A 24,516-nucleotide genomic window follows, 5' to 3' on the forward strand; every position below is an offset into this window, starting at 1 on the left:
TTCAGGTCGACATTGGACCGCAGGCTTACGAAATAGATTCCACACTTGGCGCGAACAGCGCCCTTTTTTTCGTCCAAACGGCTGGGTAAATTCGGGTACAATCTTTGGAACGATCGTGCTTTTTTGGCATGCCGCAAAGAACAACGAGGAGACCCGATGGACCTGAATTACACGAGCGAAGACCTGGCCTTCCGCGACCAGGTACGCGCCTTCCTGGAGGCGGAGCTGCCGTCCGACCTGCAGCACAAGGTGCTCAACCACCTGCGGCTCGGCAAGGACGACTACGTCCGCTGGCACAAGATCCTGGCGCGCCAGGGCTGGGTGGCGCCGGGCTGGCCGAAGCAGTACGGCGGTCCCGGCTGGACGCCGGCGCAGCGCCACATCTTCGAGGAAGAATGCGCGCGCGCCGGCACGCCGCAGATCATGCCATTCGGCGTCAACATGGTGGCGCCGGTGATCATGGCCTTCGGCAGCCAGGCCCAGAAGGACACCTACCTGCCGCGCATCCTGTCCTGCGAGGACTGGTGGTGCCAGGGCTATTCGGAGCCGGGCGCCGGCTCCGACCTGGCGTCGCTGAAGACCAGCGCCGTGCGCGAGGGCGACGAGTACATCGTCAACGGCCAGAAGACCTGGACCACGCTGGCCCAGCACGCCGACATGATCTTCTGCCTGGTGCGCACCGATCCGGGCGTGCGCAAGCAGGAGGGCATCTCCTTCCTCCTGATCGACATGCACAGCCCCGGCATCACCGTGCGGCCCATCATCATGCTGGACGAGGATCACGAGGTGAACGAGGTCTTCTTCGACAACGTGCGGGTGCCGGCGGCCAACCTGGTCGGCCAGGAGAACCGCGGCTGGACCTATGCCAAATACCTGCTGGGCCACGAGCGCACCGGCATCGCCGCCGTCGGCCGCTCCAAGCGCGAGCTGGCGCGCCTCAAGCGCCTGGCCGGCCGCGAGCGGAAGAACGGCCGTCCGCTGATCGAGGATCCGCTGTTCGGCGCGAAGGTGGCCGGGCTGGAGATCGAGCTGATGGCGCTGGAGACCACCGTGCTGCGCGTGCTGGCGCAGGCCGACAAGGCGCCCGGCCCGGAAGCCTCGGTGCTGAAGGTGCGCGGCACCGAGATCCAGCAAGGCCTCACGGAACTGATGGTCGAAGCCGCCGGACCGATGGCCTTGCCCTTCGACGAAGCCTACCTGGAAGGCGAGCGCGAACACAGCGCTTTCGACGACGATTTCGCCGCGCCGCTGCTGTCCCACTACTTCAACTATCGCAAGACCTCGATCTATGGCGGGTCGAACGAGATTCAACGCAACATCATCTCCCAGATGATCCTGGGTTTGTAAGGAACCAAGCATGGACTTCGCATTCAAGGAAGAGCAGCTGCAACTGGCCGACGCCCTCAAGCGCTGGATCGCGCGCGACTACGGCTTCGAGGCGCGCCGCGCGATCGTGCACTCGTCCGCCGGCACCTCGGACCAGGCCTGGGCCACGATGGCCGAGCTGGGGCTCACCGCGCTGCCGGTGCCGGAAGAGCAGGGCGGCTTTGCCGGCGACGCCGTCGACATGTTCGTCGTGATGCAGGAGCTGGGCCGCGGGCTGGTGGTCGAACCCTATTTCGCCACCGTGCTGGGCGCCGAATTCCTGCGCCTGGGCGGCGGCCACGGCGCGCTGCTGGAACGGGTCGCGGCGGGCGAACTGAAGCTGGCCTGCGCGCTGGGCGAGCGCCAGTCGCGCCACGACATGCGCGACATCGCCACCCGCGCCGAGCGCGATGGCGATGGCTGGCGCCTCGGCGGCGAGAAGAAGGTGGTGCTGCACGGCGCCCAGGCCGGGATGCTGGTCGTGTCCGCGCGCTGCGGCGGCGGGCAGCGCGGCGAGGACGGCATCGCCCTGTTCGCGGTGCCGGCCGATGCCGACGGCGTGCGGCTCACCGAATACCGCATGCTGGACGGCCAGCGCGCCGCCGACGTCCGCCTGGACGGCGTGCGGGTCGATGCCGCAGCCGCGATCGGCCAGCCCGGCGCCGGCTGGCCGCTGCTCGAAGCGGCCCTCGACTACGGTGCCGGCCTGCTGTGCGCGGAAGCCGTGGGCGCGATGGACGCCCTGTTCGCCGCCACTCTCGAGTACCTGAAGACGCGCCAGCAGTTCGGGGTCCCGATCGGCAAGTTCCAGGCCCTGCAGCACCGCATGGCCGACATGTACATCCACCTCGAGCAGGCCCGTTCGATGGCGCTGCTGGCGGCCGTGCGCCTGCGCGGCGGCGAGCCGGCCGCGCGCCGGCAGGCGGTGTCGGCCGCCAAGTACCGGGTCGGCCAGGCGGCGCGCTTCGTCGGCCAGCAGGCGGTCCAGCTGCACGGCGGCATGGGCGTCACCGACGAACTGCCGGCCGCCCACTACTTCAAGCGCCTGAGCACGATCGAGCTGACGCTGGGCGATTCCGACCACCACCTGGCGCGCTTCATGGCGCAGCCGGGTTTCACCGGCCTGGCCGCGGCAGCGGAGGCGGCATGAGCATCGACTGGTATTTCGAGGATTTCTTCCCGGGCCAGGATATCGACCTCGGCACCCGCAGCGTGACGGAAGAGGAGATCATCGCCTTCGCCTCGGCCTACGATCCCCAGCCCTTCCACGTCGACAAGGACGCCGCGGCGCATTCCATCTACGGCGGCGTGATCGCGAGCGGCTGGCATACCTGCAGCATGATGATGCGGATGGTGGTCGACGGCCTGCTGGCGAAGTCCACCAGCATGGGTTCGCCGGGCCTCGACAGCGTGCGCTGGCTGGCGCCGGTACGCGCCGGCGACTCCCTGAACGTGCACTACCAGACCACCCAGGTAAAGGCCTCGAATTCGAAGCCGGACCGCGGCGTGGTGTGGTCGAAGTGGGTCGCGCTCAACCAGCACGGCGAGACCGTCTGCACGGTCGAGGGCATGGGGATGTTCAAACGGCGCCCGGCCGCCTGAGGCCCGTCAGGCGGCGCTGGTCCGGTACTGGTTGCGGCCGCCGGCCTTGGCCTCGTACAGCAGGGCGTCCGCCACCTGGACCAGGCCGGCGGGCGTGCCGTGATCGCCCGGCACCATCGACGAGATGCCGATGCTGACCGTCAGGCGCGAACTGGTGGGCGAGGCCGCGTGCGGCAGGGCCAGCACCTCCAGCTCGTGCATCAGGCGCCGCGCGACGCCGGTCGCGCCCTGTTCGTCGAGCTGGGGCAGCAGGATCGCGAATTCCTCGCCGCCGTAGCGCGCCACCAGGTCCTGGGTGCGGCCGGCGGCGCGCCGCATCGCGCCGGCCACCTGCACCAGGGTGGCGTCGCCGGCCGGATGGCCGTAATGGTCGTTGTAGAGCTTGAAGTGGTCGATGTCGACCAGCAGCAGCGACACCGCCAGCCGGGCGCGGCCGCAGCGCCGCCATTCGGTCTCAAGGCGCTCGTCGAAGGCGCGGCGGTTCGCGACCCCGGTCAGGGCGTCGGTGAGGATCAGTTCGCGCAGCGCATCGCGCTGGCGCTTGACGGTCAGCTGGGTACGCACCCGCGCGCGCACCACGGCCGCGTTGACCGGCTTGCTGATGAAATCGGCGGCGCCGGCGCCCAGGGCGCGGGTCTCGTCCTCGGGCGACTTGAGGGCGGTGACGAAGATCACCGGGATGTCGCTGGTCTCGGGTGCGGCGAACAGTTCGCGGCACACGGTATACCCGTCCATGCCGGGCATGACGGCGTCCAGCAGGATCAGGTCGGGATGCTGGGTGCGGGCGATCTCGAGCGCGCGCGGGCCGTCCAGCGCGAACAGCACTTCGTGCTCGTCCTGCAGGGCGGCGTGCAGGATCTGGATGTTTTCCATCGCGTCGTCCACGACCAGGATGCGACCGTTGATGGCCATATCGGTCCAGCTCATGCATCCTCCTCCTTGTTCCTCAGTGTCCCGGCCAGTTGTTCCACCAGCGCGGCCGCGGTTTCGAAGCGCAGCGTGGCCACCGCCTCCGCCAAGCCCGGCAGCGCCTGCGGCGCCAGTTGCGCGAGGGCGGGGCGCAGCGAGTCGAACTGCGCCATCGCCTTCATGTTGTTATTCTGTAGCAAATCGCGTAAATGCGCCAACGCGTCCTGGACGGTCGACCGTTCCGTATCGGCTTCGGCCATGCCGGCCGGCGGCGCCGCCGCGGGCGCCTCGGCCGGCAGCTCGCGCGCCGCTTCCAGCACGGTCGCCATTGCGCCTTCCAGCCGCGCCAGGCGCAGCGCCAGCGCGGCCTCGTCCTCGAAGCGCAGCGCCTGTTCGAGTTCGAGCGCGTGGCCGGCCAGTTCGGTGGCGCCGAGGTTGGCCGCGACCCCGCGCAGGCGGTGGATCAGCTGGCCGGCGCCGACCCGGTCGCCGGCCGCCAGCAGGGCGCGCACCTCGCCGATCACGGCGCCCTGCGAGCTCTCGAAGCGCCGGAACACGGCGGCGAAGCCGGCGAAGCTGCCGCCGAAGCGCGGCAGGGCCGCCTTCAGGTCGATGCCGGTCAGCAGGCCCGGCAACTGCGCCGGCGCGGCGGCGCCCGGATCCGACTGGCCATCCTCGCCGCGGCCGGTCAGGCGCCGCAGCGCCTGCACCAGTTCGTCGACGTCGATCGGCTTGGCCAGGTAGCCGTCCATGCCGGCCTCCAGGGCGCGGCGCCGGTCTTCCTCCATGGCGTTGGCCGTCATCGCCAGGACCGGCAAGCTGCCGTAACCCATGGCGCGGATCGCGCGCGCGGCCTCGAAACCATCCATCACCGGCATCTGCAGGTCCATCAGCACGGCGTCGTAGTGGCGGCTGCCGTCGGCCAGCATGCTGATCGCCTGCTGGCCGTTGCCGGCGAAGTCGGCCTCGGCGCCGGCGTGCTGCAGCACGAAGCTGGCCACTTCCTGGTTCAGCAGGTTGTCCTCGGCCACCAGTACGCGCAGCCCGGTCAGGCGACCAACCAGCGGCGCCGCCGCCGGCCCCGCCGCGGCCGCCGCCCGGCCGTCGCGCAGTTCGGCGAGCGCTTCCTCGAGCGTGGCCGGGGTGAAGGGCTTGCCGAGCACGGCGTCGACTTTGAGGTCGGCGGTCAGCGCATCCAGGCGCTCGCGCTCCGGATCGGCCGCCAGCAGGGCGCAGCGCGGCATCGCGACCGCGCCCTCGGCGCGCGCAAAGGACAGCACCGAGGCGCCGTCGAGGTCGGGCATCGCGCTGTCGATGAAGGCCAGGTCGAAGCGGCGCGCCCCGCGCAGCAGGGCCAGGGCCTCGGCGCCGGTGGCCGCGCGCTCGACGTCCCAGCCGCGGCCTTCGAGGGCGCGCGCCAGCGCTTCACGGCTGCTGGCGTTGTCGTCGGCCACCAGCACGCTCCTGGCATCGCCGGGCGCCGCCAGGACCGGTGCCGCGCCGCCGTCCAGCCCGAACCAGGCGGCGAAGCGGAACCGGGTGCCCTTGCCGGGCACGCTGTCCACCCGCAGGTCGCCGCCCATCAGCTCCACCAGGCGGCGGCTGATCGCCAGCCCCAGGCCGGTGCCGCCGTACTTGCGGCTGGTCGAACTGTCGGCCTGCGAGAAGGCTTCGAACATGCGCTGCTGCTGTTCCGGCGCGATGCCGATGCCGGTGTCGCGCACCTCGAAGGCCAGTTCGGCCTGGCCGTCGCTGCTGTCCGCCAGCCCGATCGACAGCACGGCTTCGCCGCGTTCCGTGAACTTGATCGCATTGCCGACCAGGTTCAGCAGCACCTGCTGCAGGCGCATCGGATCGCCCACCAGGCGCGGCGGCACGTCCGGCGCCACCGCGAATACCGGCTCGATGCCCTTGTGCCAGGCGGCGGCGGTGCCCAGCACGGCGACGCTGGCCAGCACGTCGTCGAGGCGGAAGCCGGTGCGCTCCAGCACCAGCTGGCCGGCTTCGACCTTCGAATAATCGAGCACGTCGTTCAGCATCGACAGCAGCGACCGCGCCGCCATCTGCATCCGCGTCACGTAGGCGCGCTCGCGCCGTTCCAGCTTCGCCTCTTCGAGCAGGCGCGCCAGGCCGATGATGGCGTTCATCGGCGTGCGGATCTCGTGGCTCATATTGGCCAGGAACTGGCCCTTGGCGCTGCTGGCCGCTTCGGCGGCGTGCAGGGCGTCCTCGAGGCGCGACTGGGTGCGTTTCAGCTCGGTCACGTCCGAGTGCAGCATGTAGAAGCCGCGTACCTGGCCGGCATCGTCGAAGTCCGGGATATAGCTGCCCCAGGCCTGGATCGGCTCGCCGCCATCCCTGCGCTGGAGCTGGCGCTCGAAGAACTGCGGTTCGCCCGCCAGCACGCGGTCCAGGTAGGGCCGGACCTGGGTCATCTGGGCATCGTCGAGCAGCTCATCGGCCGTGTGGCCGATCACCTCGGCGGCCGGACGGCCCAGCCATTCGAGGTAGGGGCGGTTGGCGAACTGGCAGCGCAGCTGGGCGTCCCAGTAGCCGACCAGGGCCGGCAGGTGGTCGGTCACGGTGCGGATCATGCGTTCGTTCTGCTCGATGCGCTGGCTGGCGGCGCGCAGGGCGGCGTCGGTCTGGACCCGCGCCGTGATGTCGCGCACGGTGCCGTGCACGATGCCCTTGCCGCCGATCTCGACGCTGTTGAGCAGCACGTCGGCATGGAACAGGGTGCCGTCGCGGCGCATGTGGATCCACTCGAACTGGCAGAAGCCGGTGTCGATCGCGCGCCGCATGTATTCGTGGGCGAGCTGCTCGGAGCGGCGGCCGTCCGGCTGGAATTCGGGCGAGACGGCGGCCGGCGACAGCTGCAGCAGTTCGTCGAGGTCGGCGCAGCCGTACAGCTCCACCGCGGCCCGGTTGGCGCTCAGGTAGCCGGCGCCGAGTGCCACCAGCACGTGAGCGTCGGCGGCGCCCTCGAACAGGGCGCGGAACAGGGCTTCGTTGTCGCGGTTGCGCTCTTCCTGGCGTTTGCGCTCGGTGATGTCGAGCACCACCGCGTTGATGCCGACCATCTCGCCATCGGGATCGTAGACCGGGTAGTAGCTCGAGATCCAGTGCCGCATCACGCCCGGTTCGGCCGGCGGCTCGCCGCTGTCCTCGACGTCGATCAGCGGGCGCTTGCTGGCCAGGACCCGGCGGTAATGCGCTTCGATCGCCACCCCGCGCGCGCCGAACAGTTCGGGCAGGGTGCGGCCGATATGGGAGGCGATCGGGATCCCGTTCACCGCCGCCAGGTAGTCGTTGATCATGATGATGCGCAGGCCGCGGTCGAGGAAGGCCAGGCCCACCGGCGCGCTGGCGTAGACGTTGGCCAGCAGGGCGCTGGAGCGCTGCAGCTCGCTGGTGCGGGCCGCCACCAGGGCTTCCAGTCCTTGCCGGTATTGCAGCAGGTCGCCTTCGACCTTGCGCAGCGCGCGCGCCACGGCGGCCGCTTCCAGGGTGCGCAGGGGCGGAATCTGGAGCGCGCGGCCGCGTCCGAGATCGGCCGCCGGCTCGGTCAGGGCGCGGACGTCGCGCGCGATCGAACCGCCGATGCCCCAGGCCAGCAGCAGGCTGATGGCCAGCAGGAAGCCGATGCCGGCCAGGGTCGCGCCGGGCGAACGGCCCAGCAGTTCGCGGGCGGCGTCGCGCGGAAAGCCGATGGTGACGGTCCAGCCGTGCAGGGGCGTGCCGGCATAGGCGGCGTTGAAGACGCCCTGTCCCGGGCGCGACAGGGTCACGTTGCCGCTCGGGCTGCGCAGCAGGGCATCGCGCAGCTCGGGTGGCATCGGCGAACCGATCCCGCGCACCGCCTCGCCGCTGCGCGCCACCATCCGGCCGTGGTTGTCGTAGACGTAGGCATCCCAGCCCATGGGCAGCTGCTGGCCGGCCAGCAGGCCGACGATGCGGCGCGGGCGCTGCTCGACCGACAACGCATACGCCACCTTGCCGTCGCGCCAGACCGGCACCGCGATCGAGATCACCCAGGGCTGGGTGGCGTTACCGCGGTGCAGGCCGGAGGTGACGGCGTCGCCGGTCTCGAACACGCGCCGGACCTCGGCCTCGTTGCCGCTGGTGGCCAGCGGCGTGCCCCAGGGATGGCGGGTGTCGAGCAGGTCGCGGCCGTCGGCGCCGCTCAGCACGAAGGCGTAGACGGGGAATTCCGGCCGCAGCAGGCGGCGCGCGACGCCATGGAAGGTGGCCAGGTCGCCGGCCGCCAGGCTTGGCTGGTTGGCGAGGGCGCGCGCGGCGGTCTCGCCGTTGTCGAGGTCACGGTCCACCGCCGCCGCCAGGGCGCGCGCGATCATCTGCGCATCCTGGACCACGTGCTGGGCCTCGCGGCGGTCGGCGTCGCGCGCGAAGGTGAAGTAGCCGAGCAGGATCGGCAGCGCGCAGGCGAATACCAGGGTGATCAGCCGCGAGCGGATCGAAGGAAGAAAACGTCGTTGGAACAGCTGCACCGCGAACCCCGCCTGCTACGCGGAGCCCATGCGCCGCCATGAAGCGATGTTATCAGCTATATTTTGCCAGCTCCAGTTTGGCGACCGCGTTACGGTGGACTTCGTCCGGACCGTCGGCCAGGCGCAAGGTGCGGTTGCCGGCCCACTGGTAGGCCAGCGGGAAGTCGTCCGACACCCCGGCCGCGCCATGCGCCTGGATCGCCCAGTCCAGCACCTGCTGGGCCACGGTGGGCGCCAGCACCTTGATCATCGCGATCTCGGACTGGGCCTGCTTGTTGCCGACGGTGTCCATCAGCCACGCGGTCTTCAGGGTCAGGAGGCGCGCGGTATCGATGCGAATGCGGCTTTCGGCGATGCGTTCGCGCCAGGCGCCCTGTTCGGAGATCTTGCGGCCGAAGGCGACCCGGCTGTCGAGCCGCCTGCACATCAGCTCCAGCGCCCGCTCGGCCACGCCGATCGCGCGCATGCAATGGTGGATGCGGCCCGGTCCCAGGCGGCCCTGGGCAATCTCGAAACCGCGGCCTTCGCCCAGCAGGATGTTCGAGGCCGGCACGCGGACGTTCTCGAACAGGATCTCGCAGTGGCCGTGGGGAGCGTCGTCGTAGCCGAATACGGGCAGCGGGCGCTTGATGGTGATGCCGGGCGTATCGCTGGGCACCAGGATCATCGACTGCTGCTTGTGGCGGGCCGCCGCCGGATCGGTCTTGCCCATCACGATGAAGAGCTTGCAGCGCGGGTCGCCGGCGCCGGAGATCCACCATTTGTGGCCGTTGATGAGGTAGTCGCCGCCGTCTTTTTCGATGCGCGTTTCGACGTTGGTGGCGTCGGAAGAGGCGACGTCGGGTTCCGTCATCGCGAAGGCCGAGCGGATTTCGCCGTTCAGGAGGGGTTCGAGCCACCGGCGCTTGTGTTCCTCGGTGCCGTAGCGTTCGAGCGTCTCCATGTTGCCGGTGTCGGGCGCGGAGCAGTTGAAGACTTCGGGCGCCCACGCCACCCGGCCCATGATCTCGCACAGCGGCGCGTAGTCGAGGTTGGACAGGCCCTCGGGCGCGCGTTCGGAGCGCGGCAGGAAGAGGTTCCACAAGCCCTGCTGGCGGGCGATCGGCTTCAGGTTCTCGACCAGGGCGGTCGGGATCCAGCGGTTTCCCTGCTGTTGGCCGTTGCGGTCGACTTCTTCCTTGAAGGCTTTCTCGTTCGGGTAGATGTGCTCATCCATGAAGGCGAGCAGTCTGGTTTGCAGGTCCTTGCAGCGGGGGGAGTAGTCGAAGTCCATTAGTAGTCCCTATCGTGAGCACGTCGTTCCCGCGCAGGCGGGAATCCAAGTTCAGCGCGCAGGCCGGCAGCGGCGTCAACGGCTGCGCATCGCAAACTGCCAGGCCATCTCCGCCATCGGCCGCGCAGCCTTGCCATTCTCGAGCGCCTGGGCACTGGACGCGGTGCCGTCGACATAGCGCTTCATGATGCCCTGCATGATGCCGGCCAGGCGGAACAGGTTGTAGGCGAGATAGAAGTCGAAGTCCTCGCGGCGGATCGTGCGGCCGGTGCGGCGGCTGTAGGCGGCGATGTACTCGTCCTGATCCGGAATCCCCAGCGCCGGCAGGTCCAGCCCGGCGATCCCGCGGAATTTGCCGGGTGGGATACGCCAGCTGAGGCAGTGGTAGGAAAAATCGGCAGCCGGATGGCCGAGGGTCGACAGCTCCCAGTCCAGCACGGCGAGGATGCGCGGCTCGGTCGGGTGGAAGATCATGTTGTCGAGGCGGTAGTCGCCATGGACGATGGACGTATCGTCGCCGGGCGGGATGTGCTGCGGCAGCCAGGCGATCAACTTGTCCATCGCGTCGATCGTCTCGGTTTGCGAGGCCTGGTACTGCTTCGTCCAGCGCTCGATCTGGCGCGCGAAGTAGTTGCCGGGCTTGCCGTAGTCGGCCAGCTTGACGCCGGCGTAATCGATGGTGTGCAGCTGGGCGATCACGCGATTCAGTTCGTCGTAGATGGCGGCGCGCTCCTCGCGCGTCATCCCGGGCAGGGACTGGTCCCACAGCACGCGGCCTTCGACGAATTCCATCACGAAGAAGGCACGGCCGATGATCGATTCGTCGAGGCACAGCGCGTACTGGCGCGCGACCGGGAAGCCGGCCTTGTGCAGGGCGTCCATCACGCGGAATTCGCGGTCGATGGCGTGGGCGGAAGGAAGCAGTTTGGCCGCGGGTCCGGGCTTGGCGCGCAAGACATAATGACGGCCGCCGGCGGACAGCTTGAAGGTCGGATTCGACTGGCCGCCCTTGAACTGTTCCACCGCCGGCGCGCCGCCGGGGTAATCCTCCACATGCTGCTCGAGCCAGGCGCCGAGGGCTGCGCCGTCGAAGCGCTGGCGTTCGGATACCGGCTTGGTGCCTATCATTTCTTCGAACATGTTGTCTCCTGCTGCCGTCGTTCCCGCGGCTCTCCACGTCGTTCCCGCGGCTCTTCACGTCGCCCCCGCGGCTCTTCACGTCGCCCCCGCGCAGGCGGGGGCCCAAGTTGTTCTTTTCGCTAAATAATAGCTTAATCCCGAACGAACGTGCTTTTTTAGCGCGATTTGCGGTACTGCTCGAACAACAACTCCATCGTGGTCGCCCGCGCCGCAGGCTGCAGCGGATCCGGCGGACTGTGGTTCACGCAGCGCACCACCCAGTCGCGCTCATCATCGCCGACGTCGAGCGCATTGATGCACCCCGGCGCCTGCGCCAGTCCGCCCAGGAAGAGCCGCTGGCCGGTGAGCGCCAGCGACAGGATCGCGCAATTGACGCCGCCGTGCAGCACCAGCAGCACCGTGTCCCAGTCTGCATCGGCACGCAGGCGCTCGATGGCCGGGTGGACACGGTCCATCAGCTCGCCCACCGACTCGCCGCCGAGGAAGCGCTGTTCGGCCGCCACCAGTCCCTCGAAAGCCCCGGTAAACGCGCGCTTCAGCTCGGCGGTCGGAATCGTGGCCAGCCGGCCACCGCGAATCTCTTCCAGCTCCGGCCAGACCTCGGGAGCGATCGCCTGCCCGGTCACCGCCAGCACCCGCGCGGCGGTCTCGACGGTACGCGGCAACCCTGAAACGATCACCCGATCGAAGCGCACACCGGCAGCAGCAAAAGCAAGCCCGGCCGCATCAGCCTGCGCCCGTCCATCCTCGTTCAGCGGCACAGTCTCCGGAAGGCAGGGCTTACCAGCGGCATCGAAATACGTAACGCTCCCATGGCGCATCAAAAAAACCCGCCGGCGTACGGCACGACCCATGCGTCCTCCATGATCAAAAATTCGGGGTCAGAGCACTTTATTCGCCAAATTCGGGGTCAGAGCACATTTTCGGGCAATGTCCTTTAGCCACTTCTTTGCAAGTCGATGGCACCGTCGCTTCATCGGTCGCTCGGTAGGCAAGGAAACAATTGTGTCTTTGAAGCAATTTCCTCAAAAAGTGCTCTGACCCCGAATTTGGGTTGAAAAGTGCTCTGACCCCGGTTTGGTGTTGGTCATATTACATGGCGATTATGCTTGACGTGACGTATGGACGACAGAACGTAATTCCACCAGTCAATTTTTGCACTTTCTGTTTTACAATTGAAGGACTAGTCCTACAAAACGTTAAAGGGTGTCATGGCGAGGCCAGAAAAAGTCCGGCTCGGGGAAATCCTGGTGCAACAGAAGCTGTTGTCGGAAGAGCAGCTGAATGCCGCGCTGGCCGACCAGAAGCGCACCGGACGCAAGCTGGGCAGGGTGTTCGTCGAGAGCGGCTTCGTCACCGAGGAGCAGATCTCCGGCGCACTGGCGCGCCAGCTCGGCATCCCTTACATCAATCTCAAGTTCTACAACATCAACCAGGACGTGGTCCGGCTGCTGCCCGAGACCCAGGCGCGGCGCTTCCGTGCGCTGGTGCTGGAAGACCGCAGCGAGACCGTGCTGGTCGGCGTCTCCGATCCGACCGACCTGTTCGCCTACGACGAGATCGCGCGCCTGCTCAAGAAGACCGTCGAGCTGGCGGTGGTCAACGAGACCGAGGTGCTGCAGGCGATCGACCGCATCTACCGCCGCACCGGCGAGATCACCGGCCTGGCGCGCGAGCTGGAGCAGGACCTGGGCGACTCCACCTCGGTCGACTTCGGCGCCCTGGCGTCCAACTCCGGGCTCGAAGAAGCGCCGGTGGTCAAGCTGCTGCAGTCGGTGTTCGACGATGCCGCCCAGGTGCGTGCCTCCGACATCCACATCGAGCCGCAGGACGGCCGCCTGCAGATCCGCTTCCGCATCGACGGCGTGCTGCACCTGCAGACTGAGGCCGACATCAAGATCGCGACCCCGCTGGCGCTGCGTCTGAAGCTGATGGCCGACCTCGACATCTCCGAGAAGCGCCTGCCGCAGGATGGCCGCTTTGCCGTCAAGGTGCGCAACCAGCGCATCGATGTGCGTATCTCGACCATGCCGACCCAGTACGGCGAATCGGTCGTCATGCGTTTGCTGAACCAGGTGGGGATGAACCTGCGCCTGGACGCGATCGGCATGCATCCGCGCCTGGTCGAGCGCTTCCGCGCCATCGTCCAGCGCCCCAACGGCCTGGTGCTGGTGACCGGTCCCACGGGTTCCGGCAAGACCACCACGCTGTACAGCGCGCTGGCCGAACTCAACTCGGTCGAGAAGAAGCTGATCACGGTCGAGGACCCGGTCGAATACCGCCTCCCGGGCATCAACCAGGTGCAGGTGAACGACAAGATCGAACTGAATTTCGCCCGCGTGCTGCGCAGCGCACTGCGCCAGGACCCGGACATCGTGCTGGTCGGCGAGATGCGCGACCAGGAGACCGCCCAGATCGGCCTGCGCGCCGCCATGACCGGTCACCTGGTGCTGTCGACTCTGCACACCAACGATGCCGCCAGCACCCCGCTGCGCCTGATGGACATGGGGGTGCCGCGCTATATGGTGGGCGGCTCGCTGCAGGCCGTGCTGGCCCAGCGCCTGGTGCGCGTGATCTGCGAGAGCTGCGCCCAGCCCTGTGCGGCGCCGGCGCCGGAACGCGCCTGGCTGCGCGCGGAACTGGGCGACCGCGCCGATAGCGTGCCGCTGTTCCACGGCCGAGGATGCTCGCACTGCAACGGCACCGGCTACCGCGGCCGCACCGGCGTCTACGAGCTGCTCGAGATGACGCGCGCCGTGCACGACGCGATCAACCATCCGGACCCGGGCCACTTCCTGAAAGCGGCCCATGCCGAGATGCGTGGCGAGACCCTGCGCCGCAGCGCGGTGCGCCTGGCGGTGCAGGGCAAGACCACGGTGGCGGAAGCCATGCGCGTCAGTAACCAGCTCGAGGACTAAAGCGTGCCGTTCTTTGCCTACAAAGGCCGCAACGGAAGCGGCGAACTGGTGGCCGGCGTGCTGGAAGGCCTGGATGCCGGCGCGGTCGCCGACCAGCTGTTCGGCGGCGGCGTGACCCCGATCGAGATCAGCCCGACCACGCGCAAGTCGGCCTCCGTGTCCGGCGGCGAAGAGGAGGGCCTGTGGGCGCGCCTGACGCACAGGAAGGTAAGCTCGCTCGACGTCCAGCTGTTCAGCCGCCAGATCTATACCTTGCTGAAGTCGGGCGTGCCGATCATGCGCGGCCTGGCCGGTCTGCAGGAGTCGGCCGTCAACAAGAGCTTCGCGGTCGTGATCCGCGACCTGCGCGAATCGCTCGACTCCGGCCGCGAACTGTCGACCGCGATGCGCCGCCACCCCGAGTGCTTCACGCCGTTCTACCTGGCGATGGTGCGCGTCGGAGAAATGACCGGGCGCCTGGAGGAAGTCTTCCTGCGCCTGTTCGATCACCTGGAGTTCGACCGCGACATGCGCGAGCGCGTGAAGACGGCGCTGCGCTATCCGAGCTTCGTGATCGTCGCGATGGTGGTGGCGATGATCGTCGTGAACGTGTTCGTGATTCCGCAGTTCGAGAAGGTTTTCAACAGCTTCCACGCCGAGCTGCCGCTGATGACGCGGATCCTGATCGGCTTTTCGCGCTTCACGGTGTCGTGGTGGCCGGCACTCGCCGCCGCAGGCGCGGGCATGTTCTTCGGCTTTCGCGCCTGGACCCGCAGCGGCGCCGGCAGGCTGGCCTGGGACCGCTACAAACTCCGCCTGCCGATCGCCGGCAAGATCGTCCACAAGGCAACCATGGCGCGCTTCGCCCGCAGCTTCGCGCTGTCGATCCGCAGCGGCGTGCCGATCGTGCAGGCGCTGACGGTAGTGTCGCAGACCGCCGACAACGCCTACCTGGCGATGCGCATCGAGCAGATGCGCGACGGCGTCGAACGCGGAGAGAGCATCCTGCGTACCGCCACCAATGCGCAGGTGTTCACGCCGATCGTGCTGCAAATGATCGCCGTCGGCGAGGAATCGGGCTCGCTGGACGACCTGATGGACGAAATCGCGATGATGTACGAACGCGAAGTCGATTACGAACTGAAGACCCTGTCGAGCCAGATCGAGCCGATCCTGATTACCTTCCTCGGTGTGATGGTGCTGGTGCTGGCCCTGGGTATCTTCCTGCCGATCTGGGACCTGGGCAAAGCTGCCCTGCACAACAAATGAAGATGAGACTCCGACACAAAGGCCAGGGCGGCTTCACGCTGCTGGAGTTCGCCGCCGTGATGGTGGTATCGAGCATCGTCAGCGCGGTGGCGCTGGACCGCTTCGAGTTTTACCGCGAGCAGGCCGAGATCGCCGCGGCGCGCCAGGTCGTGGCCGCGCTGCGCACCTCGCTGCAGGTGCGCAGCACCCAGTTGAGGTCCAGTGGCCGCGACCAGGAGCTGCAAGGCCTGGCGGCCGAGAATCCGATCAAGCTGCTGGCCTGGAAGCCGGCCAACTACCTGGGCGAATACTATGCGCCCGACGCCAGGGAGATCGGCGCGGCGGGCTGGGTGTTCGACCCGCGCGACAAAACCCTTGTGTATTTACCCAAAAATACTGAAAGTTTTTCCTTCAGTACATCGAGATTGCTTAGATTCAAGGTAGAATTTCTGCGCACAAGCAATAACAGCCTGGCCCTGAATCAAGTCAGCGGTTAGGCGGTCTTAAACCACCATAAGCGGCGTCGAAACCGCAAAACCTCATTCATTCGGAGAGTTTGATGAACAAGAATATCAAGGTCCAGGCGCAGGGCGGTTTCACCCTGATCGAACTGATCGTCGTGATCGTTATCCTGGGCATTCTGGCGGCGACGGCACTGCCGAAATTTGCGAACCTCAGCGGCGACGCCCGTTTGGCAAGCCTGAACGCGGCCAAGGGCGCGATTTCGTCGGCAGCGGCGATCGTGCACGGCAAGGCCCTGATCAACCCGACCGTCGCCAGCAACAATTCGCTGGTAATCGAAGGCAGCACGATCAAACTCGCGAACGGTTATCCGGACGGTAGCAAAGACGGTGCCCCCCTGGCAGCCGGTATCGATACTGTCAAGGATTACGTCATGGTCACCACCTCGACGGGCACGGTCACCGTTCCGAACGGCGGTTTTCTCCTGGTTCCGTCGGGCGCAAGCAATCAGGATAAGTGCTACCTGAGCTACACGCCGGCCGCCAAGGATCTCGCCACTGGCGCCATCACGCCGCCGGTCATCGCCTTGGGCACCGACGCCACCGCGGCAAACTGCGAATAAGTCACTGCTTCGCTCCACAAGGCGCCGGCCGGAACTCTCCCGCCGGCGTTTTCTTTTTCCGAAAGCCTGGCGCTCAATAACAGTCTTCGTTCCCCGAAGCGTCCTTCTTCTCCAGCATGCACACCGTCGCCACCCGCTGCCGCTCGGTATAGTCAACCTGCGCGCTGCCGTTGTCGTCGGGACACGAGCCGGCACTGCCGTTGCAGGCCACCGCCACGATCTGGTAGAGATTCTTGGCCACCGCGCTGCCGTCGTTCGGATTCTGCCCCTCTTTATACTTCGTGAACTTGCAGTGCACGGTGACCAGGAAGCCGCTGTCCTTCTGGAAGTCGGTCAAGTCCTCCTTTGCCGCGCAGCCCTGCGCGCCATTCATTTTCAGCTGGTAAAACGCCCATTCGAGACCCGCCCGCGCCGCCTGGCTGGCCCGCGCCGTGAGCGCGGCGCCGGTGGCGGCATTCGCCTGGCTCACGTTCAGGCGCACGATGGCGGTCGCCATGCCGGCCATCAGCACCAGCAGGATGACGGCGGCGATGTAGGCGAAACCGCCCTGTGTGCGCAGCAGTGTCGGACGCTTCACGGCATGTTCTCCACTTGCGAGCCGACCGTGAGCGTGACGGTTTCGCCGTTGTCGGTGAGGGTCAGCTGCAGCTGCGCGAAGCCGCTCTGCGCGGTTGCGCCCTGGCTGGGGTCGTAGGCGAAGTTGCAGTTGCCGACCTTGGTGCTGACGATTGCGCTTTTGCCGCCAGGGTAGAACGCGTCGCTGCCGGTGGTGACCGGGCAGGTCTGGGTGCCGTTGAAGCCATAGCCGACGATGCGGGTCAGCGTCCGGCTGCCATCCTGTGCCGGTGCGCTGCACATATAGGTGACTGCCTGCAGGCCCTTCGGCACGATGTAGAAGCGACCACCCTCGTAACCATATGGGAACTGCTTCGACGCTTGCAGCGTGATGCGGGACGTCCCGAGTTTGGCCGGCGGCGTGGTGACCGAATCGACCAGGCCGCGGCTGACGCCCGTATAGACGTCGGCCGTATTCTGGTTGCCGATCACCACCCAGTCGCCTTGCACCGGCGTGGGCATCAATGGCGTGAAGGACGTGAGCACGTCGAAGGTCGTGGCAGGCTGGGTCAGGTCGAGCCACTTCGACGGGTTCCCTGGATTCGCCTGGTCCCACTCCGTATCGGCGGCCGTGCGGAAGCGGCCGCCGCCGCTGCTCGGCACCATCTCCAGGCAAGATGCGCCGTTCGCGCCCTGCGCGGGCAGCAGGCGCAGCGAGTTCGGCACCGCGGTATGGATTTCATTGACCATGCGCCGCAAGGCGGTGTCGGCCAGGTGGGTCAGGTTGGCGCGCCGGCCCACCGCCAGGTAGTTCTGCAGGGCGGGACCGAACTGCATTGCGAAGATGCCTGCGATGATGCCGGTCACCATGATCACGATGACCAGTTCGACGAGGGTGAAGCCGTGTTCCTTGTTCATGGGGGAGTACGCCAGCCGGTGAGGACGAAGGCGTCCTCGGGTTTGCTGTCCATCTTGTAGGTGACGGTGACCGTGATCTTCAGATTCGGTGTGTCCGCGCGCAGTTTCTGGCTGTCGTCGGCCATGGGCACGCTGACGAGCACGTTGTACGACTCCAGGCCGGCGATCGGATTGTTCTTGGCGTCGCGGATGCCGGACAGGCCTTTTCCATAGCCGTTGAAATCCCTCACATCGACGAAGGTGTCGCGCACGTTGGGGGTAAAAGAGGTGGTGTCCAGACCGTAGGGCCTGAGCAGGATTTCGCCCATCAGGCTTTCGGCGATCGCCACTTTCTGCTGCAGGATCAGGGGGTCGGCGCTGGCCCGATTGCCGGTGCTGAAGGCCGCCACCAGTCCGCCCAGGGCAGCGGCGATGATGACCATGGCGATGATCAGTTCGACCAGGGTGACGCCGGCGCTGCGCCTCGGCATCCGCAGCCGTGCGCGCCTATTCGACATAGCCGGTGCCTCCCGCGAGCGTGATGACGCGCTGGTCCTTGCCTTGCGCGGAAATCGTGATCTTCGCAGTGTCGATCAGGGTCTTGCCTTCGATGTCGGAGGTGATGTCGCCGTTCGGCTGGAAGTACAGGCTGCCGCTGAAGCCGCTGGCCGTCACGTCCGGGTCCGAGGTCGAGAAATCGCTGTCCGGCGCATTCGCCAGCAAGTTCGTGCAGGCCGGCGTCGATGTTGTCGGATTCGCCGCGGCGATGCGCAGGGTCAGCGCCTTGGGGCCCAGGCTGGCGCAGACGAGGCGGCGATGCGCACGCGCCGCCGTCGACGCCAGCCGCAGGCCGCTGACGAGCTGGTCGCCGAACACCTGGGCACCGCGTTCGCCGCTGTTGATCAGGCGCGGCACGGCAACCGCCGCCATGATCCCCAGCAGGACCATGATGACGATCAGCTCGACCATCGTGAAGCCGCGCTCCCTCAATTGAATACCTCGCGCGTGTGGATCAGGCGCCTGGTCTCGGGGGTGTAGACGCCGAAGGTGGCGCGCGCGGCCGGATCGGCGCTCGCCGCGGCCGTGCCGGCGCAGATGCCGTTCGGGCCGCGCAGCCAGGGAATCTTCGCGCCGGTGCCCGCGGGGCGGGGGGCGGGCAGGCAGGACGTATCCGTGGTGGTGGCGCCGAGGTTGATGGCGACGGTCGCCGTGCCCGTGCCGCCGGCGGGATGCAGGCTCAGGCTGCCCTGGCCCTTTGCCATGCTGATGACCTGGCGGCCCTGGTCGATGCCCGCCGCGCTCAGGGTTGGCGGCAGCAGCGGCGCGGCCGCCTGGATCGCGATCGCCGAGGTGGGAATCGGATGCAGGGTATCGCTGTCGTCGAGGTTCTGGATCCAGCTGCCGCCGGTCCAGTACTGCAGGGTGACAGGCAGGGCCAGGTCGCCCTTGGCGCTGCCGAAGCGGCTGGCGATCGTGACGCGGCCACTGCGGGCTTCGTAGATGTCTTCGCCGCCGGCGGGGGCATCTTTCGAGCTGACGCCGCCCGCTGCCGTTTCCGCCGCGCGCAGGCGGACCTTCAATGGCAGGCTCGGCGAGTTCGCGAAGTTGAACGTCAGCGGCGCGACCGAACTCGTGGACAGGCTGGCGACCCCCTTGACGAAGGCGCTTGCCGGCAGCGGCGCTGCGCTGGAGCTGCCGAGCCCGGACAGCGTGCCTGGATTGGGGAAGGGCGCGGCGGTGGTGGACGTGGCGGGAATGGGCGTGGTGCCGCTGGCGTCGTAGGCGGTCAGGACCACCGGTTTGCTGTAGCCGAAGCCGGTGTCGTAAAGCGTCGTGACATTGCCGAGTGCGCTCATGGCGGTCACGGTGACGTCGACCGGCTCGCCGGAATAGTAGAAGTTCGGCTTGTTGGCGCCGACCCTGCTTTCCTGGACCTTGAAGTAGGCCGGCACCGAGACGATCGCCCCGCAGCCGCTTGCTGCGCCCAGGCTGGTCTGTACCGCAGCCGGACGGGGCTTGCCGCCGCCGAGGTAGTTGGTGCTGGCTTGCTCGGCCCGGATGTTGAAGGCGCCGGCTTCCGTATAAGTGAACTGGCCCCAGAAGCCGGCCGCGGTGATCTTGCCGCCTACGAGGCTCAGCTGGCCCAGAGCGGTCGGTGTCAGCTTGCAGCCGGTGGTGTCGAGTGCGCCCATGCTGAAGTTCACTCTCTCGGGTGTGGATTCCCGGCCAAAATTGGGGGTTGCGACGCCTTCATTGTTGAGGGGGACGACAGTCACGTCGAAGGGTTTGCCCGCGATCGTCGGCGAGGTGGTTTTCAGGCTGAACGCAATGGGCGCGACGATGACATTGCCGCTGGTGCCCTGAGCGCTGTTATCCAGGGTCGAGGCGGCGATGGCAAGCTTGCCGACGTCGGCATAGTACATCGAGAAAGTAGCGCTGCCGTTGTTATCGAAGGTGATCGGGTAAGTGCGGGCGCTGCCGGTGCAAAGGTTCTGGAATGAGGGATCGTTGCCGAGGGCGACGTTGGCGACGCTGCTCACCTTGAACGGCAGACTGCCGCTTGCCGGGTCGGCGTAGCTGCAGCTCAGCTGTATCGTTTTCTGTTGGCCGGCAAGGGCCGGCATGCAGGATTTCGTTTTGGGGTCGGAGACGGTCGCCGTCAGGGTGAAGCGCGTGACGGTCGCCGAATAGTGGTCGTTCAAGGACAGCCCGAGCCCGATGCTGCCATCGAAATTCATGTTGCAGGAAGCGCTGCCGTTCGCGGTGTTGCTGCACTGGAGTGGGTTGGCGACGGCGACGCTGGGGCCACTGAGCGCCAGCGTTGCCGTACCCGGCGTCGACTGGCTGACGGTCGCATTCGCGCTCACCCCGCTCGATCCGATCGCCACACTTCCGCCCCCCGGCTGCAAGTTCACGGTGACGCCGCCCGTGTAATAGCTGGTGCAGCCCGCGTTGGCGCAGGCCTTCACCGTCACCGGCTCCGGCGTGCAGGCGCTGGCACTGCCGTCATGCACAATCAGGAAGTGGTCGATGGGCGTCGCGGCAGGCGCAACCGCGCAGTGCGGTCCCTGGTCGGTGTTGACCGGGAAGCCGCTGTTGTTGGTGACGCAGTCGCACTGGCCGTTGGTGGTGCCGCCCGTGCAATAAATCATCTTGGTGACGCGGCCGGCCCAGTTCAGGGTCGCCCGATCGACCGTGGCGTTGCCGTTGATGATTGCGTTGGAACTGTCAAGTGTGAGGTTGCCGGTGCTGACGTCGCCGGTCACATTGACTTTGTCGCCGAGCCGGAGCGAGCTGCTGGCGGTGATCTTGCCGTTGACCGTGCTTTGCGACGCCAGCAAGGACACGGTGGGCGCGACGATGTTGCCCGTCACCGAGCTGCCGGACGCCAGGGTAAAGCTGGTCCTGGCAGTCACGTTGCCCTTGATGACCGACGGCGAGTCGGTGTCGATGACGTTGCCGCTCACCGCGCCGTTGATGGTGGCGTGGGAACCGATCGAGATGTTGCCGCTCGCAGTAACGTTGCCGGTAATGCTCAAGGTCGAGCCGGAACCCAGGTTCATGGTGACGGCGCTGATGTTGGCCGTGATCGACTGCGCCTGGGCGCCGATGGTGAAGGAGCCCCCGCTGATGAGGTTGCCGCCCGTGATGGCCAGATTGCTCGGCTTGATATTGCCGATATTCAGGTTGCCGCTCACGTTCAGGGTTGCCGAGCCGCTCATCGCCAGGCTCTGGTTGTAGTCGAAGTTGACGCCGCTGCTGTTGACGATCACCGTGTAGCCATCGGCGATCGTCATCCTGTCCGTGTTGGTGGTCAGCGGGAAGCCATTACAGGTATAGCTTGTGCCGGAGAGAGAGCAATTTCCCGCGGCGCCGCCGTTGAAGACGAGATCGGCTGCGAAGGCGCCCGGGCTCGCAAGGCAGCCGCTTACCAGGGCGCACCAGGCGCACAAATGCGCCAGGGCCGCGAGCGCGGCCGTCCGCCCACGCCCGAACATCGACCAGAACCTGTCAGCGAATTTCTTCAAATGATTTAATTAATAGCCAGAAACAATACACCCGCGAGTGTGCATGAGTTGGCCGCTATTCGCAAAATCATTTTTGCTGCCGCCTCACCCCTTGAAAACACCCGTTCGCCATGAGGTGTACTTACAACAGGAAATAGCCGGTTCTGTAAAGAATGATCGGAATATTTTTCCTTGGTGGAAAAATAGTATCGGCTTTTAACGACAGTTGAATATAATCAAGGCCTAGCGAAACCACTCAAAAGTCACCCATACCACTGCTCCGCATGCGTTTTTTTAGGAAAAAAAAGAAACAAGGCGCCTGGCTGGCAATGGTGTTGCAACGCGACGGCATCGTCGCGGCCAGCGTGCGCCGCGGTGACGGCAAGCCGGCGGTGACCGTGGCCAGCCACTATCCGGGCCAGGCGAATGCCGACGCGCTCGAAAAGGCGGGCAAGGATTTGCATGCGCAGGATTACCGCTGCACCACGGTGCTGGGCGGCGGCGACTACCAGATCATGGCGGTCGAGGCGCCCAATGTGCCGCCGGAGGAGCGCAAGGCCGCGATGCGTTTCCGCCTGAAGGACAACCTCGATTTCCCGGTCGCCGAAGCGACCTTCGACCTGGTCGAGATTCCCCTCGATCCGAATGCCGCCGTGCGTCCCCAGCAAAGCGTGTTCGCGGTGGCTTCGCGCAACGCCACGATCAAGGCGCGCCAGGACCTGTTCCATCGAGCCAAGGTCGAACTCGGCACCATCGACATCCCCGAAATGGCCCAGCGTAACCTGTCGAGCATGCTCGAGACCGACGGCCGCGGCATCGCCATGCTGTCTTTCGGCGAGGATGGCGGCTTGCTGACCGTGTCCTGCCGCGGAGAACTGTATCTGTCGCGCCGCATCGACGTGACCCTGGCCCAGCTGCTCGACGCCGACCACGACCGCAAGCACCAGGCCTTCGACAAGATCACGCTGGAACTGCAGCGTTCGCTCGACCACTTCGAACGCCAGTTCTCCTTCATCGGCGTGGCCAAGCTGGTGCTGGCGCCGAGCGGCGCGCAGGGCCTGGAAGAATACCTGTCGGGTAATCTCTACACCCGCGTCGAAACCCTCGACCTGGGCATGCTGCTCGACCTCGCACACGTTCCCGAGCTGCTCGGCGCGGCAGCCCAGCAGCGCTTCTTCGTCGCGATCGGCGCCGCGCTGCGCGAGGAAGGAGTGGCATGAGCCAGCAGATCAACCTGTTCAACCCGGCCTTCCAAAGGCAGACCACGCTGTTCTCTGCGCGCGCGATGGGTATCGCCGCCGGTGCGCTGGTGATGGGCCTGGCCGCGATGGGGGCCTGGTCCGAGCTGCGCCTGGCCCAGCTGCAGGGCGAAGCGAATACCGTCGCGCGTCGGCTGGAGGTCGCACAGAAGCGGCTGGCCAGCGTGTCGGCGGAATTCACGCCGCGCCGCAGCGATCCGGCGCTGGCGACCCAGATGGCCGAGGCCGAGCAGCAGCGCGCGGCGCTGCAGCATGTGGCTCAGGTGATCGAGCGCGGGGAACTGGGGAATACCCAGGGCTACGCCGAATACTTCCGCGCGATGGCGCGCCAGAGCCGCGAGGGCCTGTGGCTGACCGCCGTCAGCGTCGGCGGCGCCGGCCGCGAGATCGGCGTGCAGGGCAGGGCGCTCGATCCCGCCATGGTGCCGGGCTTCCTGGGCCGCCTGCGCAACGAGCCTGTCCTGCAAGGCAAGGCCGTCGGCAGCATGCAGATCGGCGAGGCGCCGCCGCTCAGGCAGGCCGGCGCGGACGGCAAGGAAAGCAGCGTCCCCGCACCCTATGTCGAGTTCAGCCTCCAATCCGCAGCGGCCGGCGACAAGGACGGCATCGGCGACAAGCGAGACCGGCCGTGAAGCAGCGCTGGAACCAGCTCGCCGCGCGCATCGACGCGCTCAGCCAGCGTGAACGCCTGCTGGTGTTCGCCGCCGTGCTGGCGGTGCTGGCCTTCCTCGGCCAGGCGGTGCTGCTCGCCCCTTTGCAGCGCAAGCAGGACCTGTTGAAGAACCAGATTTCACTGCAGCGCGCCAGCCTGGCCGAGACCGAGAGCGCGATCGAGCGCAAGGTCGCCGACGCCGAGGCCGACCCGGACCAGGCGCTGCGCACCCGCCTGTCGGCGACGCGCGCCGACACCGCGCGCATGAGCGAGCAGATGCGCGCCATGCAGAACGGCCTGGTGCCGCCCGAGCGCATCGCGCCGCTGCTGGAATCGATCCTGCGCGCCAACGGCCGCCTGAAGCTGGTGTCGATGCAGACCCTGCCGGCCGGCTCGCTGAACGAACTGGGCGCGGACCCGGCCGACAAGGCCGCCGCACCCGCCGCGCCGAAGCAGCCGGACCTGCTGTTCCGTCATGGCGTCGAACTGACGGTGCGCGGCAGCTATCTCGACATGGTCGATTACATGACGGCGCTCGAAGCGCTGCCCACCCAGCTGTTCTGGGGCAAGGCCCAGCTCCAGGTCGAGCAGTATCCGACCGTGCGCCTGACCCTGACCCTGTACACCCTGAGCCTGGACCCGAAATGGATGAAGCTGTGAGGACAAGCATGAAGCGAGCCACCCCCCTGTCGACGACCGCGGCCCTGGCCGCGCTGCTGGCGCTGGCCGGCGCTACCGGCGTTGCCAATGGCGCCGCCGTCGCCGCCGTCGCGATTGCGGAAACGGCCCAGCGTCTGCCTGACCCGACCCGTCCCCCGGCCGCGGCGCTGCAGGCGCCTCCCGGTACCGGCGCAGCTGCTGCCGATGTCCTGCCGCAGCTGCAGTCGGTGATGCTCGGCGCCGCCGGCAGCCAGCGCATTGCCGTGATCGATGGCCAGAGCGTGCGCGTGGGCGAGCGCTTCCGCGGCGCGCGCGTGGTGCGCATCGCCGACAGCGAGGTCGAGCTGCAGCGCGGCCATGAACGCCAGGTGCTGCATTTGTACGTGCAGGACAGCGCGGGCGGCATCACCCGTGTGCCGGCCGGCGCCGCGCACCGCAGCGGAGGCCGACAATGAAG

General features: G+C 67.2%; 21 protein-coding genes. 11 read left to right on the forward strand and 10 right to left on the reverse strand.

Features of this window, described 5'->3' with window-relative positions:
* The first annotated feature begins 156 nt into the window (after nt 1-156).
* The 3 genes from AC1DOQ_RS22275 to AC1DOQ_RS22285 are packed head-to-tail and all read left to right on the forward strand — an operon-like array spanning nt 157 to nt 2,967.
* Nucleotides 157-1,347, forward strand: a complete 1,191-nt coding sequence (locus AC1DOQ_RS22275) for an acyl-CoA dehydrogenase family protein (RefSeq protein ID WP_477369213.1) — start codon at nt 157-159, stop codon at nt 1,345-1,347.
* A gap of 10 nt (nt 1,348-1,357) precedes the next feature.
* Nucleotides 1,358-2,515, forward strand: a complete 1,158-nt coding sequence (locus AC1DOQ_RS22280) for an acyl-CoA dehydrogenase family protein (RefSeq protein ID WP_477369215.1) — start codon at nt 1,358-1,360, stop codon at nt 2,513-2,515.
* Complete coding sequence (locus tag AC1DOQ_RS22285; protein ID WP_477369217.1) at nt 2,512-2,967, forward strand: MaoC family dehydratase; 456 nt, start codon at nt 2,512-2,514, stop codon at nt 2,965-2,967. The genes AC1DOQ_RS22280 and AC1DOQ_RS22285 overlap by 4 nt, the downstream gene beginning before the upstream one ends.
* Nucleotides 2,968-2,973: 6 nt before the next feature.
* Here AC1DOQ_RS22285 and AC1DOQ_RS22290 read toward each other — a convergent pair whose 3' ends face one another.
* The 5 genes from AC1DOQ_RS22290 to AC1DOQ_RS22310 all read right to left on the reverse strand — a co-directional run bounded on the left by AC1DOQ_RS22290 (nt 2,974) and on the right by AC1DOQ_RS22310 (nt 11,654).
* Entirely contained in the window at nt 2,974-3,894 is a 921-nt protein-coding gene (locus AC1DOQ_RS22290; RefSeq protein ID WP_477369219.1) for a diguanylate cyclase, read from the reverse strand.
* Nucleotides 3,891-8,387, reverse strand: coding sequence for a PAS domain-containing protein (locus AC1DOQ_RS22295; RefSeq protein ID WP_477369221.1), 4,497 nt, complete (start codon nt 8,385-8,387; stop codon nt 3,891-3,893). The genes AC1DOQ_RS22290 and AC1DOQ_RS22295 overlap by 4 nt, the downstream gene beginning before the upstream one ends.
* Nucleotides 8,388-8,439: 52 nt before the next feature.
* A complete protein-coding gene (locus tag AC1DOQ_RS22300) occupies nt 8,440-9,660 on the reverse strand; it encodes an acyl-CoA dehydrogenase family protein (RefSeq protein WP_477369223.1) in 1,221 nt (406 codons plus the stop codon).
* A gap of 75 nt (nt 9,661-9,735) precedes the next feature.
* Nucleotides 9,736-10,800 (reverse strand): phosphotransferase family protein, encoded by a 1,065-nt coding sequence (locus AC1DOQ_RS22305; protein WP_477369225.1) that lies wholly within the window; start codon nt 10,798-10,800, stop codon nt 9,736-9,738.
* Between the two features lie 155 nt (nt 10,801-10,955).
* Entirely contained in the window at nt 10,956-11,654 is a 699-nt protein-coding gene (locus AC1DOQ_RS22310; protein WP_477369227.1) for a histidine phosphatase family protein, read from the reverse strand.
* Between the two features lie 357 nt (nt 11,655-12,011).
* On the opposite strand from AC1DOQ_RS22310, the gene AC1DOQ_RS22315 reads away from it, so the two are divergent.
* The 4 genes from AC1DOQ_RS22315 (at nt 12,012) to AC1DOQ_RS22330 (ending at nt 16,029) form a co-directional block, all read left to right on the forward strand.
* The gene (locus AC1DOQ_RS22315; RefSeq protein WP_477369229.1) at nt 12,012-13,718 is read left to right on the forward strand and encodes a GspE/PulE family protein; all 1,707 of its coding nucleotides are present in this window, start codon (nt 12,012-12,014) and stop codon (nt 13,716-13,718) included.
* Between the two features lie 3 nt (nt 13,719-13,721).
* The gene (locus tag AC1DOQ_RS22320; protein WP_477369231.1) at nt 13,722-14,966 is read left to right on the forward strand and encodes a type II secretion system F family protein; all 1,245 of its coding nucleotides are present in this window, start codon (nt 13,722-13,724) and stop codon (nt 14,964-14,966) included.
* 2 nt (nt 14,967-14,968) lie between these two features.
* Nucleotides 14,969-15,442 carry a type II secretion system protein gene (locus tag AC1DOQ_RS22325; protein WP_477369233.1) on the forward strand — a complete coding sequence of 158 codons (474 nt, stop codon included), beginning with the start codon at nt 14,969-14,971 and terminating at the stop codon, nt 15,440-15,442.
* A 62-nt stretch (nt 15,443-15,504) separates the two neighbouring features.
* Entirely contained in the window at nt 15,505-16,029 is a 525-nt protein-coding gene (locus tag AC1DOQ_RS22330) for a type II secretion system protein (protein WP_477369235.1), read from the forward strand.
* A 73-nt stretch (nt 16,030-16,102) separates the two neighbouring features.
* On the opposite strand, the gene AC1DOQ_RS22335 is transcribed toward AC1DOQ_RS22330, so the two are convergent.
* Genes AC1DOQ_RS22335 through AC1DOQ_RS22355 form a run of 5 tightly spaced genes read right to left on the reverse strand, consistent with a single transcriptional unit; the run spans nt 16,103 to nt 21,509 of the window.
* A complete protein-coding gene (locus AC1DOQ_RS22335; RefSeq protein WP_477369237.1) occupies nt 16,103-16,606 on the reverse strand; it encodes an MSHA biogenesis protein MshP in 504 nt (167 codons plus the stop codon).
* Nucleotides 16,603-17,502 carry a type II secretion system protein gene (locus AC1DOQ_RS22340; protein WP_477369239.1) on the reverse strand — a complete coding sequence of 300 codons (900 nt, stop codon included), beginning with the start codon at nt 17,500-17,502 and terminating at the stop codon, nt 16,603-16,605. Before AC1DOQ_RS22340 ends, AC1DOQ_RS22335 begins: the two co-directional genes overlap by 4 nt.
* Entirely contained in the window at nt 17,499-17,999 is a 501-nt protein-coding gene (locus AC1DOQ_RS22345; protein ID WP_477369241.1) for a prepilin-type N-terminal cleavage/methylation domain-containing protein, read from the reverse strand. Before AC1DOQ_RS22345 ends, AC1DOQ_RS22340 begins: the two co-directional genes overlap by 4 nt.
* A complete protein-coding gene (locus AC1DOQ_RS22350) occupies nt 17,989-18,471 on the reverse strand; it encodes a pilus assembly FimT family protein (RefSeq protein ID WP_477369243.1) in 483 nt (160 codons plus the stop codon). The genes AC1DOQ_RS22345 and AC1DOQ_RS22350 overlap by 11 nt, the downstream gene beginning before the upstream one ends.
* Nucleotides 18,468-21,509 carry a DUF6701 domain-containing protein gene (locus AC1DOQ_RS22355; RefSeq protein WP_477369245.1) on the reverse strand — a complete coding sequence of 1,014 codons (3,042 nt, stop codon included), beginning with the start codon at nt 21,507-21,509 and terminating at the stop codon, nt 18,468-18,470. The genes AC1DOQ_RS22350 and AC1DOQ_RS22355 overlap by 4 nt, the downstream gene beginning before the upstream one ends.
* A 308-nt stretch (nt 21,510-21,817) precedes the next feature.
* Here AC1DOQ_RS22355 and pilM point away from each other — a divergent pair, with 308 nt between their 5' ends.
* Genes pilM through AC1DOQ_RS22375 form a run of 4 tightly spaced genes read left to right on the forward strand, consistent with a single transcriptional unit; the run spans nt 21,818 to nt 24,514 of the window.
* The gene (gene pilM, locus AC1DOQ_RS22360) at nt 21,818-22,708 is read left to right on the forward strand and encodes a type IV pilus biogenesis protein PilM (protein WP_477369247.1); all 891 of its coding nucleotides are present in this window, start codon (nt 21,818-21,820) and stop codon (nt 22,706-22,708) included.
* Nucleotides 22,705-23,379, forward strand: a complete 675-nt coding sequence (locus AC1DOQ_RS22365) for a PilN domain-containing protein (RefSeq protein WP_477369249.1) — start codon at nt 22,705-22,707, stop codon at nt 23,377-23,379. The genes pilM and AC1DOQ_RS22365 overlap by 4 nt, the downstream gene beginning before the upstream one ends.
* Nucleotides 23,376-24,059 (forward strand): hypothetical protein, encoded by a 684-nt coding sequence (locus AC1DOQ_RS22370; RefSeq protein WP_477369251.1) that lies wholly within the window; start codon nt 23,376-23,378, stop codon nt 24,057-24,059. Before AC1DOQ_RS22365 ends, AC1DOQ_RS22370 begins: the two co-directional genes overlap by 4 nt.
* Before the next feature lie 8 nt (nt 24,060-24,067).
* Nucleotides 24,068-24,514 carry a hypothetical protein gene (locus AC1DOQ_RS22375; protein WP_477369253.1) on the forward strand — a complete coding sequence of 149 codons (447 nt, stop codon included), beginning with the start codon at nt 24,068-24,070 and terminating at the stop codon, nt 24,512-24,514.
* The last annotated feature ends 2 nt before the right edge of the window (nt 24,515-24,516 follow it).

This window comes from Massilia sp. 01N417 (assembly GCF_056399645.1).

Coding starts and splice junctions, on each gene's coding strand:
- AC1DOQ_RS22275 (WP_477369213.1), top strand. CDS start 157: ATGGACCTGAATTACACGAGCGAAGACCTGGCCTTCCGCGACCAGGTA.
- AC1DOQ_RS22280 (WP_477369215.1), top strand. CDS start 1,358: ATGGACTTCGCATTCAAGGAAGAGCAGCTGCAACTGGCCGACGCCCTC.
- AC1DOQ_RS22285 (WP_477369217.1), top strand. CDS start 2,512: ATGAGCATCGACTGGTATTTCGAGGATTTCTTCCCGGGCCAGGATATC.
- AC1DOQ_RS22290 (WP_477369219.1), bottom strand. CDS start 3,894: ATGAGCTGGACCGATATGGCCATCAACGGTCGCATCCTGGTCGTGGAC.
- AC1DOQ_RS22300 (WP_477369223.1), bottom strand. CDS start 9,660: ATGGACTTCGACTACTCCCCCCGCTGCAAGGACCTGCAAACCAGACTG.
- AC1DOQ_RS22305 (WP_477369225.1), bottom strand. CDS start 10,800: ATGTTCGAAGAAATGATAGGCACCAAGCCGGTATCCGAACGCCAGCGC.
- AC1DOQ_RS22310 (WP_477369227.1), bottom strand. CDS start 11,654: ATGGGTCGTGCCGTACGCCGGCGGGTTTTTTTGATGCGCCATGGGAGC.
- AC1DOQ_RS22315 (WP_477369229.1), top strand. CDS start 12,012: ATGGCGAGGCCAGAAAAAGTCCGGCTCGGGGAAATCCTGGTGCAACAG.
- AC1DOQ_RS22325 (WP_477369233.1), top strand. CDS start 14,969: ATGAGACTCCGACACAAAGGCCAGGGCGGCTTCACGCTGCTGGAGTTC.
- AC1DOQ_RS22330 (WP_477369235.1), top strand. CDS start 15,505: ATGAACAAGAATATCAAGGTCCAGGCGCAGGGCGGTTTCACCCTGATC.
- AC1DOQ_RS22340 (WP_477369239.1), bottom strand. CDS start 17,502: ATGAACAAGGAACACGGCTTCACCCTCGTCGAACTGGTCATCGTGATC.
- AC1DOQ_RS22345 (WP_477369241.1), bottom strand. CDS start 17,999: ATGTCGAATAGGCGCGCACGGCTGCGGATGCCGAGGCGCAGCGCCGGC.
- pilM (WP_477369247.1), top strand. CDS start 21,818: ATGGTGTTGCAACGCGACGGCATCGTCGCGGCCAGCGTGCGCCGCGGT.
- AC1DOQ_RS22365 (WP_477369249.1), top strand. CDS start 22,705: ATGAGCCAGCAGATCAACCTGTTCAACCCGGCCTTCCAAAGGCAGACC.
- AC1DOQ_RS22375 (WP_477369253.1), top strand. CDS start 24,068: ATGAAGCGAGCCACCCCCCTGTCGACGACCGCGGCCCTGGCCGCGCTG.